Here is an 11,336-nt window from a genome sequence, read left to right on the forward strand (position 1 = left end):
AAATTATGCTGATTAAATTTTAAAGAGGGCTTGAAAGTGAATAAAATTAAATTTAATAAAATAAATGACGGAATTATAGCCGAATTAAAAAGTATTGTCGGGGATAAATATATCCTGACCGAAAAATTTGATATTGAACCGTATTCCCATGACGAGACTGAGGACTTATCATACTATCCGGATACGGTTGTCAAGCCGCAATCAACCGAGGAAGTTTCGGCAATCCTGAAATTATGCAGTGATAATCTTATCCCGGTTACACCAAGAGGCGGCGGTACTGGTCTGTCCGGCGGCGCATTGCCGGTATATAGCGGCGTGGTTTTATCATTAGAGCGGATGAACCGCATTCTTGAAATCGATACTGCCAACATGATGGTGGTTGTCGAACCGGGTGTAATTACCGCCGTACTTCAGGACGAGCTTGAGAAAGCAGGATTGTTCTATCCGGTTGACCCTGCCTCTCGCGATTCCTGTCTTCTTGGCGGCAATATTGCCGAAAATTCCGGCGGACCGCGCGCTGTAAAATACGGCGTTACCAAAGATTATATCTATGGCCTCAAGGCTGTTCTGCCCGATGGCCGCATCTTCAAATCCGGCGGCAAGCTTTTGAAAAATGTCTCCGGCTACAATCTTACTCAATTGCTGGTTGGCTCGGAGGGCACACTGGCGGTGGTTACAGAGATTACATTAAAAATCCTGCCCAAACCGAAACATCGCCAGACAATGCTTGTGCCGTTTAACTCTCTCAATGAAGCCGCCCTCGCATTGACAAGTATATTTACAAACAAGATTATTCCCTCTGCCGCTGAGTTTATCGAGAAAGCCGCTATCAAAGCCGCCGAGGATAAATTCGAGCGAAAGTTCCCCTACTCCGATTCGGAAGCCCTGCTTCTTTTGGAAATCGATGGCAACTACTTGGAGCTTTTGGAAAATCAGGCGGAACGTATCGGTGAAATTTGCCTTGAGGGTAAGGCCGTGGATGTCTTCATAGCGGACAACCCTGTTAAACAAGCCGAGCTATGGGATACTCGCCGCAAGATAGGCGAGGCGGTCAAATCAATCGCGCCGTATAAGGAGGAGGATACGGTAGTACCGAGAGCCAACCTGCCGGCATTAGTGAAAAAAATCAAAGAGATAAGCGCTAAGTATAATATCACCACTATCAGTTATGGTCATGCCGGAGATGGCAACATCCACTGCAACATTATCAAGAAAGACATCACCGATGATCGCTGGAACAACGAATTGCCAAAGGTAATCGCCGAGCTGTTCACCGAGGTGGTTAAGTTAGGCGGCACGATTTCCGGCGAGCATGGCATCGGCTTTGCGCAGAAACGCTACCTGCCGATTGCGCTATCGGAAACCGAGCTTGAATTGATGCGCGGCATCAAGAGTGTGTTTGACCCGAAAGGGGTATTGAATCCGGGGAAGATGTTATTATAGTCGGAATAGTCAAGACTGCAGTGAGGGTTTTGGCCTACTTAAACTGCTCGGCAACCAAAGGGCGTATGCAATACGCCCCTACGCGAAGCAGTAGGGCGAACCATTTCCTGTCAAGATTGGCTTGGGTTTACAATATGCCTCTACGCGCAGCGGCAGAGCAGCCTTGATAAGCAGGAGTCATCCGGTTTAGATGGATGCCGTCCTACTGTTTGGCTATATATTGTCATTCCAAACTTGATTGGGAATCCAGTATTTTTCGCACCGCATTGAAATACAACAACGTTATACATATCAAACAGAAAAAATAGTCAAGACCGCAAGTCCGCCTCAGGCGGATTGATCTGCGTAAACGCAACTATTTTCATCATGTTGCGTATATATCAAGCGGTTGGCCGTATATATTTGTAGTATTTCCCTATAGTAACTGGTATGCCAAGCGGAGAGAGACTGTATCTGCAAACGGGTCAAACCATATACCAACGCGATGATTAATAAGCCGTGCGCCAAAGCATATCTGAGGAGGCACCAGTATGAAATCAAAGATAGCCATTGTTTTTTATTTTGCGATTATAATGCTGCTCGCAAGCAATCTATCGTTTGCAGAGGATTCGCTATCGGTTGAAAAAATCGTTCGCGAACTGCGGGCAACACGGATAAATCCCAATCCGCCTGTTATCAATGGCGACCTTAACGATGAAGTCTGGCTAGGTGATAATCTTGATTTAGCTAAGGATTTTATACAGCGTGAACCGGATGAGGGAAAAGCCGCTACGGAATCAACTGTAGTGGCTGTAGCCTACGATGATGACGCTTTATATTTCGCTTTCTGGTGTTATGATTCTGAACCGGATAAGATTGCCCGTCAGCTTGTAAGACGGGACCGCTGGGGCGACTCGGATATTATAACTGTCCGCTTAGACCCATACCACGACCATCAGACAGGCTACCGGTTTGATGTAAGCGCCGCGGGCGTCCAACGCGATTGCCGGTTATACAATGATACCTGGAGCGATTATTCATGGGATAGTGTCTGGGAGTCGGATGTTAAGGCTCAGCCATGGGGATGGTCGGCGGAAATCCGAATACCATTCCACTGCCTGCGTTTCACTGAAAAAGATGAACATACCTGGGGCATGAATGTTACTCGTTATATAAGCCGAAGGAACGAATCGCCATGGTGGGCATTTTCTCCATCAGCTGAGGGCGGTTTTGTATCACGTTTCGGACATCTCACAGGGCTTAAAGGCATAAAGCCGTCGCGTCATATTGAGATTTTACCTTATGCAGTCTCCGGGATAGAATTAGAACCAACGGACCAAGGCAATCCCGATGGTCGGGATTACATGAAAAATGTCGGCTTCGATTTCAAGTATGGCTTGTCATCCAATTTGATTTTAGATGCGGCTATCAACCCTGATTTCGGTCAGGTAGAGCTTGACCGTCCGGTTTTAAACCTTTCAACTTATGAAACATATTATGAGGAGAAAAGGCCATTCTTTGTGGAGGGCGCAAATCTTTTCGATACTCGTTTTGGCTTGTTCTATTCCCGCCGCATCGGGCGGCCGCCGCGTGGAGATATTGATGATGTTGATAACGATACGTATGACCCAAAATTTGATTACTATACTCATTACCCGAAATCGACCACAATTCTTGGCGCCGCTAAAATTACCGGCAAGCTTGAAAGTGGAACTTCTATAGCTTTCCTAAATGCTGTTACGCAGGAGGAAATTGCCAAATATGATACCGTTCTCTCAAAGCCATATGAAGACATATACACGTCAACCGCTCATTCTAAGAGACTCTTAGCTGCCGCAGAAGAAAGCAGCCGAAATAATCTTGAAGGTATAGTAGAACCAATAGCTAATTACTCTGCCTTTCGTCTTCAGCAGGATATTCTCTCGAAGTCGAGTATAGGCGGTATGATTACATTAGCTTCTCAAGATAAGAGAAACCCGGTTACAACAGGCGGTGTCGACTGGCGTCTGTTTACCAAGAATGGCAAGTGGGAGGTTAGCGGACAAACTGTATTCAGCCGCGTCGATAATGAAAACACAGGCTATGGTTTCGATGGCAAGATAGAGAAAGCGGCAGGTGAATCTTTCCGCGGCGCTATCGGCGTTAATATAAAGGATACTCATCTCGACCTTAATCGTCTGGGATATCTAAGCCGTAATGATGAAAAAGGCGGCTGGATGTGGCTGCAGTATCGCACCAATGATGATTGGTGGATTGTTCGCAATAGCTGGAATAATTTTAACACCTATGCTGAATGGAATAGCGATGACTATAATCTCAGCAAAGGTTGGAATGTCAATTCTTGTTTCGACTTCATTAACAACTGGACGCTTTGCGGCGGCTATGACATGCAATTCGGCGAATATAACGACCTCGAAACCCGCGGCAATGGTGTTTGGAAAAGACCATCTTCCTGGGGCTGGTGGATGTCTTTAAACACTGATGAGCGCAAGAAAGTATCATTCAATTGGAATCCGGGCAGCGGACATGCCCGTTACGGTTCATGGCGGGCCAATTGGATTAGCGTTGGATATCGCCCCGCCAGCAATATGGAATTTGAAATTGGAACTAATTATGTAAGGGGTTTTAACCAGATTATTTGGGTTGAAAACGATGATGACAATTCAATCTTCGCCGATATGAATCAGGATGAGATAGTATTGAGCTTAACTGCCAGTATTATGTTTACCCGTGATCTATCCTGCCAGCTATCGGGGCAAGGATATATATCCGGTATCGATTATCAGGACTACCGCCGTTATCTTAGCGGTGAAAACTATGAACCATACGAACTTGATGAGGAAGATTTCCACTATTCCGCTCTGAATTCGACCCTTATTATTCGATGGGAATATATACCGGGCAGTACAATGTATTTTGTCTGGACCAGGTCGATGTCAGATTGGAATAATAGTCTCAATGATATTTATTTACGCCGCGATATGGAAAAGTTGTTTTCCGGCGATGCTGATAATGTATTTCTAATTAAGACCAGCTACTGGTGGAATTTGTAGTTTGACTGTTAAGGTCATCGAGCTATAGGCAAGATGACTTTAATATTGCCCCTGACTGCCAAGCACGGACATATCCCTGCGGACTTGCGATAATTTTCCATACCCAGCATACTAATCTGCCCAAACTGACACCCAAAGGCGAGAATTTTTTTCTCAATCCCCGAGAAAAGGCATTAATATCTTAGGAGAAATTATCAAAATAGTGCTTGACTTATTAAACTAATCAGTTTACTATGGTTTAGATGTAAATTATAAAGAAAGAGCTAATTAATGAAATTATCTACACGAGCCAGATACGGATTACGAATGATGATAGAACTTGCACGTGAACTTAAGTCTAAGGAGATGATACACATAGGGCAAATCGCCAAAATTACCGGGCTTTCCGATAATTATCTTGCTCAGTTGGCTATCTCTTTGAAAAACAACGGTTTATTAGTAGGTTATTCCGGCAAAAAGGGTGGCTATCGACTCTCCAGGCCGGCCGAAGAAATCAAACTTAGCGAAATTGTCAGAGCCGTAACCGGGCCTCTTGATATTACAGAATGCGTCAGCAATCCCAGTATATGCCTTAATTCAAGTTTTTGTGAGGCACGTTTAATTTGGGCATTGCTAAGCGGCAGTATGTTGGAGGTTTTAGATAAATTAAGATTATCAGATATGGTTGATAGAGAAAAAATAAACTCCATCAAGAAAGAATATTCGCACATGCCATTTATTAATCCTGACCGTCTCATGGCTGAAAATTCCAACGAATCCTTTGACGGTTGTCCGACAAAAACAAAATAGTGTTATGACATAATACGCAGGAGTAGAATGTATGATTTTTATTCAACTGGCAACTTATCTTTCAATTTTAACCGCTTTTATAGCTATGGCTGTAAAAGCATTCAGATATATCTCTGCTCCGCAGCATTTCCGATGGGAACTCTATCCTGTCCCTCATGAAAAAGGGCGTTCTGATTATGGAGGCTCATATCTCGAGGAACTCGATTGGTGGAGTAAACCTCGCCAATCTGACAAACTTAATGAACTTTTGGAGATGATGTCGGAGATATTTTTTCTCAAAGGTGTATTGCATAATAATAAGCGAGTCTGGCTATCTTCATTTCCGTTCCACCTGGGATTATATTGCTCTATAGGTTGGCTGCTGCTTCTTTTGGGCGGCGGCATATTACAAATATTTGATATTGCGATTTCTGCAAATGGTGGATTTTTAGGGATAATAGTTTATTACGCTACTGTATTTTTTGGCTACTTTGGATTGATACTAACTGCTTTAGGTGCATTCGGTCTGGTTCTATGGAGAGCCGCAAATAAAAGGCAGAGAGTTTATAATTCCCCGTCAGATTATATCAATCTGCTGCTTTTTGATATTGTAATAGTTATAGCGTTGATTTCTCAATATATCTACGATCCATACTTTACAATTCTTCGGGATTATGTTATTTCCCTAATAACTTTTTCATCTTTTAGCTCGCCTGGTTTGTTCTTTAGTGCAGAAATAGTTCTGGTAGCTCTGTTGATAATGTATATCACCTTGACCAGGATGTCCCATTTCGTAGCCAAATTTTTTCTATACCATTCTGTCCGTTGGAATGATGAACCAAATTTTAAGGGCAGTAAAATAGAAGCTAATTTACTTAAATTGCTTGAGCATAAAGTAGGCTGGAGCGCACCTCATATTCAAACAGGCAAGAAATGGAGCGAAGTGGTTAAGGAGAACAATAATGAATAAAAAAGTTACTGAAATAAATGATATAAGTAAAAAAATCGACCAAGTTCACACAATTGATATCAAAGATTTTCCTAAGCTCCCTTATCCCTATGAGGATTGGGAAGATTCGCCCTATCCCGAAATACCGGAGAAAAAACGAGCCGGCAAAAACATATCGCTTGATGGCGTCCTAAATATAGCTGTACCTGAGCCTGAAACTGACGAGGAAAAAGAAGAGTTGGTTGCCAAATTCCTGGTAGGTCTAAAAAAACTTCTCAGCGTTGAAAACAATTGGATGTTTCTTAAACCATTGATGTTATCTTTGGATAATTGCGTTAAATGCAATACCTGTTCTGATGCCTGCCCGATTTATGAAATGAGCGGCAAGGCGGAGATATACAGACCGCTTTTTCGCTCGGATATTCTACGTCGTATTATAAATAAATATATTACTCCCGGCGGCAAACTATTAGCCAAATTTACCGGCGCCGATATTGATTTGAATTGGGATACTTTAGCCCGGTTAGCCCAACTTGCTTACCGATGCAATTTATGCCGGCGATGCGCTCAAACCTGCCCGATGGGAGTAGATAACGGTCTGATTACTCGTGAAATTCGCAAGCTGTTCAGCCAGGAGATGGGAATTGCTCCAGCCGAACTGCATGTTGAGGGAACGGTAAAGCAGTTGGATACAGGTTCCTCGACCGGTATTTCACCAGCTGCCCTGATGGATTTATTTGAGTTTATGGAGGAAGACATTACCGACCGCACCGGCATGAATATTAAAATACCGTTTGATAAACCAGGCGCGGATATTCTCTTAATCCACAATGCCGGTGAATTTCTTTCATGGCCGGAAAACATTGAGGCATTTGCAATCTTGTTTGAAATTGCCGGCTTAAGCTGGACACTATCAAGTGAAATGGTCGGTTATGATTCGGTTAACTACGGCCTGTTTTATGAGGATGTCCAATTGGCCAGAGTAACGCTTAAACATGCGGAAATTGCCAAAAAACTGGGAGTTAAAAAAGTCGTGGTTGGTGAGTGCGGCCATGCTCATAAGGCAATGATGGCAATCGGCGATAGGGTCTGGCTTGGCGAATGCAATATCCCGCGCGAATCCTGCATGGCTACTATGGAAGACCTTGTTCTGAATGAAAAAGTAATGGTTGACCCGGAAAGAAATAATTTCCCGGTTACCATGCATGATCCCTGCAATATGACCCGTTCCATGGGTATTATCGAACCACAGCGCCGCATCATCAGGAAAATTTGCCCTCAGTTTCGCGAAATGACGCCTCATGGAGTTAATAATTACTGTTGCGGCGGCGGCAGTGGATTTGCTATTATGCAGTCAAATAATTTTCCTAATTGGCGATTCACAATACCTGGCCGTAAAAAATTCGCTCAGATTTTAGGCGCATTTACGAAGGATGAACATGACCGGAAAGTAAACAAGTATGTGTGCGCCCCATGTTCGAACTGCAAAGGACAAATCAGAGATATCCTGACATATTATAATGCTTGGGAACGCGATAGTATTCTATATGGAGGGCTGGTAGAACTGATTGTCAATGCTATGACCGATGTTCGCGAAGGTTTCCATGAATGGGAATTTCATTAATAAAAGGAGTCGATTGTGGGCTTAAGAGATTTATTTAGGTCAGCCCATTTTTCAAAAGACCCGGAAGTTCGACTTAAAGCAGTCGGAAAGCTAACCGACCAACAATTACTATCAGAGATTGCTAAAACAGATAAATCCATTCGAGTTCGCAAAGCCGCCGTCGCCAGGGTTAACGATCAGGAAATGCTGTTTTCAATTGCTTTGGATGGCAGAGAAATTGACGCTCGCATTGATGCTGTAGAGCGTATTGAATCGCAGCAGAAGCTTGCCCTGATAATCAAGATTCGGAAAAATTACCAGCTAATGGGGGCTTGTTTTTCGCAAATATCCGATAAAAAAATTCTCGAAGAAATCGCTGCTAATCCGGACTATAATATGTCCGCTCGGAGAATTGCTATTGAAAACTATGCTGACGAATCATTCTTAATTGATATAGATCGACCTGAAACGGAAAGTAAGCCTAAAACCCCTGAAGAGATAGATGCTTATATAAATAAATATGGCAGCGTTCGTCTGGCGCGAGCTCTTGGTAAATTCCGCGGCAGTAAAAGCGCTATTTTTACTTTAGGTGAAATTATGAGAAGAGGAGGCGAGGCTTCGCTAATCGCTCTTGAGTATTTGGTTCAGGGTCTCGATCACTCTAATCCGGAGATATCCGGTACTGCCGAGGATCAACTAAGCTCGATAAAAAATCCGGAGCTAATTGCTCAGCTTGTTCGTATACTCGATGAGACCACGCCGTCTGAGAAGATTCTGTCTGTGTTAAAGCGAATAGATCATCCCGATGCCAGGCAGATTATCAAAGATAGAGAATAAATTATCGAGCTGCCAAGTTGCTTTATATAGAGGAGAATAATGCAATGCCAAAAAAAATCATGATCGTCGATGATGAAGAAGATATGAGAATATATCTGCAAACAATCTTCCGCAAAGCAGGCTATGATACCGATATTGCTGTTAACGGCGAGGAGGCGCTGCAAAACATAAGCTTTATTAAACCGGATTTGATTACTCTGGATATTCTAATGCCGCAGAAAAGCGGCTTAAATTTTTTTGAGATGATTAGAAACACCAAAACGAATAAAAGAATTCCGATAATTGTCGTTTCCGGTGTTTCAGGCCATAGCGAATTTTTCAGCAATAATAAAGATTCGGATATTACAGCGTATCTCGAAAAGCCTATTAAGCCTGATGAATTAGTGGCAAAGGCCAAAAAATTGCTCGGAGATTAAACTGCAGTGAAGATTCTAAAAAGTAAATTTTTACTAAAAGCTTCATCTTGGGGAACGTCATCATTTACCAAAATCATTGTTGTTGCCGTAGCTATTTCTTTTTTGTTGACGGCAATTTCAATATTTGCCAACCCTATTATACTTTACTTAAGCATCACATTCATCCTCTTAGTATTGGGCGCGGGAACTTATATTGTCATGCAATCCGATGCCGCTTTGAACCTAAAATATATTGATCGCTTCTTCCAACAAGTACCTTGCTACCTTTCTATTCAAGACAGAGACATGAATATAATCAGAACGAATGAGCTGTTTCGCCGTGATTTCGGTGAGAGAAATAAGGAAAAATGTTATAAAGTCTATAAAAATTTCGATGATATTTGCCCAAACTGCCCGGTAGTTAAAACATTCGCCGATGGGAATACTCATAGCGCTGAAGAAAAAGTTATCACTAAAGATGGCCAAACAGCTCATATGATAGTTTATACTACGCCTGTTATAGATGAACTCGGCAATATTATCGGGGCTATGGAGATGTCGACAAATATTACTGAAATTAAAAAGCTGCAGAAAGAAATTGAAATAAGCCAAAGAGAATTTCGTGATTTATTCGAACGTGTACCCTGTTATATTTCTATATTGGATAAAAATTTCAAAATCATCCGTATCAATAAAATGTTCGAGAAGGAATTTGGCGCTCATTTTGGTGAATATTGTTATAATGTATATAAACATCGGGATACTATTTGTCCGGATTGTCATTTAGCAAAAACCTTCAAAGATGGTAATATTTACAGCAGTGAAAAAACCGTTGTCAAGAAAAACGGCGGGATAGCGCAAGTTATCGTTTATTCATCACCTATATATAATGATAAACATGAAATTGTAGCGGCAATGGAAATGTCTACCGATATAACAGAAGTTAAAAAGCTTCAACAAGAATTAACCTATATGGGTAAAACAATAGCGGTTATGGCTCATCGCATTAAGAATCTTTTAATGGGTCTTGAGGGAGGTATATTCGTTGTCAATACTGGTATGGAGGATGGCGATGATAGTATGATTAAGCAGGGTTGGGGTATGATAGAACGGAATGTTGAAATGGTTTCGCAAATTGTTAAAGATCTTTTGTTCTGCTCAAAAGAGCGGCAAATGGATTTTCAACAAATTAAACCCTCCGAAACCGTATTTAACGTTTATGAACTTTTTAAGGGTCGAGCGCAAAAAGATGGAATCGAGCTAAAACTTGACATGCCGGAATCTTTGCCCGTTGGACGTTTCGATTCGGATGCTTTGCATAGTTTTCTAACAAATCTGGTAACTAACGCTTTCGAAGCTTGTGTTAATGATACTTCTGAAATTAAAAAAAGACATTGGGTTACTATCAACGCCAAGAAGACAGATGATAACAGGTACCTATTCGAAGTTGAAGATAACGGCACTGGTATTCCTGGCCGTATAAAAGAAGCAGTATTTGAAGACTTTTTCTCAACTAAGGGACGTGAAGGGACCGGTCTTGGTTTATTGGTAGTCCAAAAAATTGTTGAAGAACACGATGGTACGCTAACATTTACTTCAACTGAAGGCAGGGGAACTAAATTTCGAGTTGTTATACCTAATAAAATAAATTAATATGTTTTATTAAGCTTAATTATCCTTGAAAACTCAGACCAATCATGGTATTATTAATGCAAGCAAATAGATTTGGGAAGGATTATTGATGAGCAAGAAAATATTGATTGTTGATGACGAACAGGACATCAGGATTTATCTTAATACCTTATTCAAAAAAGAAGGCTATGAAACAGCTATAGCAGAGGATGGAGTAATTGCTTTAAGGGTATTAGAAGAATTTAATCCTGACCTGATAACTTTAGATTTGCAAATGCCAAATAACACCGGAACAGATTTCTATCGCAAAATTCATCGAAATGAAAAATATAACAATATTCCCATAATCGTAATAAGCGGTATGGCTGGCCGGCATCTGGCTGTTAAAAAACCTGTTGCCGTGTTCGAAAAACCGATTGATACTGAAAAATTACTGGAAGCTGTCAATAACGTCATCGGTTAAGGAATTATCAAATATTAAATTGGTATTATTTCTAACGATTCGTAAACTTTATGAGCAGCGGTTGAAAAACGTATTGTCAATCGGAATATTTACCTCACTTAAAAATTCTATGGTATAGCCAGAGTTATTACGGGGGGAGGTGATATATAATAATAGTATCCTCAACTATATATTGCAACACATTGTTATATAAGGAGCTGCAATAAAATGGAGG

The 11,336-nt window shown here is 41.6% G+C and carries 9 protein-coding genes; all 9 read left to right on the plus strand.

Annotated features, from left to right (window positions below):
- The first annotated feature begins 45 nt into the window (after positions 1-45).
- A complete protein-coding gene (locus J7K40_01970; GenBank protein MCD6161162.1) occupies positions 46-1,443 on the plus strand; it encodes an FAD-binding protein in 1,398 nt (465 codons plus the stop codon).
- Positions 1,444-1,973: 530 nt separating this feature from the next.
- Positions 1,974-4,475: a carbohydrate binding family 9 domain-containing protein gene (locus J7K40_01975; GenBank protein MCD6161163.1), complete on the plus strand. Its 2,502-nt coding sequence runs from the start codon at positions 1,974-1,976 to the stop codon at positions 4,473-4,475.
- Between the two features lie 270 nt (positions 4,476-4,745).
- The gene (locus tag J7K40_01980) at positions 4,746-5,264 is read left to right on the plus strand and encodes an Rrf2 family transcriptional regulator (GenBank protein MCD6161164.1); all 519 of its coding nucleotides are present in this window, start codon (positions 4,746-4,748) and stop codon (positions 5,262-5,264) included.
- A gap of 31 nt (positions 5,265-5,295) precedes the next feature.
- A complete protein-coding gene (locus tag J7K40_01985; protein MCD6161165.1) occupies positions 5,296-6,213 on the plus strand; it encodes a hypothetical protein in 918 nt (305 codons plus the stop codon).
- A complete protein-coding gene (locus J7K40_01990; GenBank protein MCD6161166.1) occupies positions 6,206-7,816 on the plus strand; it encodes a (Fe-S)-binding protein in 1,611 nt (536 codons plus the stop codon). The genes J7K40_01985 and J7K40_01990 overlap by 8 nt, the downstream gene beginning before the upstream one ends.
- Positions 7,817-7,831: 15 nt before the next feature.
- Positions 7,832-8,632, plus strand: a complete 801-nt coding sequence (locus J7K40_01995; protein ID MCD6161167.1) for a hypothetical protein — start codon at positions 7,832-7,834, stop codon at positions 8,630-8,632.
- A gap of 44 nt (positions 8,633-8,676) precedes the next feature.
- Entirely contained in the window at positions 8,677-9,048 is a 372-nt protein-coding gene (locus J7K40_02000; protein MCD6161168.1) for a response regulator, read from the plus strand.
- A 6-nt stretch (positions 9,049-9,054) separates the two neighbouring features.
- The gene (locus tag J7K40_02005; GenBank protein ID MCD6161169.1) at positions 9,055-10,680 is read left to right on the plus strand and encodes a PAS domain-containing protein; all 1,626 of its coding nucleotides are present in this window, start codon (positions 9,055-9,057) and stop codon (positions 10,678-10,680) included.
- Between the two features lie 88 nt (positions 10,681-10,768).
- Positions 10,769-11,122 (plus strand): response regulator, encoded by a 354-nt coding sequence (locus tag J7K40_02010; GenBank protein MCD6161170.1) that lies wholly within the window; start codon positions 10,769-10,771, stop codon positions 11,120-11,122.
- Positions 11,123-11,336: the final 214 nt, after the last annotated feature.

This window comes from Candidatus Zixiibacteriota bacterium (assembly GCA_021159005.1).
Classification (GTDB): domain Bacteria; phylum Zixibacteria; class MSB-5A5; order UBA10806; family 4484-95; genus JAGGSN01.

Excerpts from the sequence above, each read along its gene's own strand:
- J7K40_02000 (MCD6161168.1), top strand. The coding sequence starts at position 8,677 with ATGCCAAAAAAAATCATGATCGTCGATGATGAAGAAGATATGAGAATA.
- J7K40_01980 (MCD6161164.1), top strand. The coding sequence starts at position 4,746 with ATGAAATTATCTACACGAGCCAGATACGGATTACGAATGATGATAGAA.
- J7K40_02010 (MCD6161170.1), top strand. The coding sequence starts at position 10,769 with ATGAGCAAGAAAATATTGATTGTTGATGACGAACAGGACATCAGGATT.
- J7K40_01975 (MCD6161163.1), top strand. The coding sequence starts at position 1,974 with ATGAAATCAAAGATAGCCATTGTTTTTTATTTTGCGATTATAATGCTG.
- J7K40_01985 (MCD6161165.1), top strand. The coding sequence starts at position 5,296 with ATGATTTTTATTCAACTGGCAACTTATCTTTCAATTTTAACCGCTTTT.
- J7K40_01990 (MCD6161166.1), top strand. The coding sequence starts at position 6,206 with ATGAATAAAAAAGTTACTGAAATAAATGATATAAGTAAAAAAATCGAC.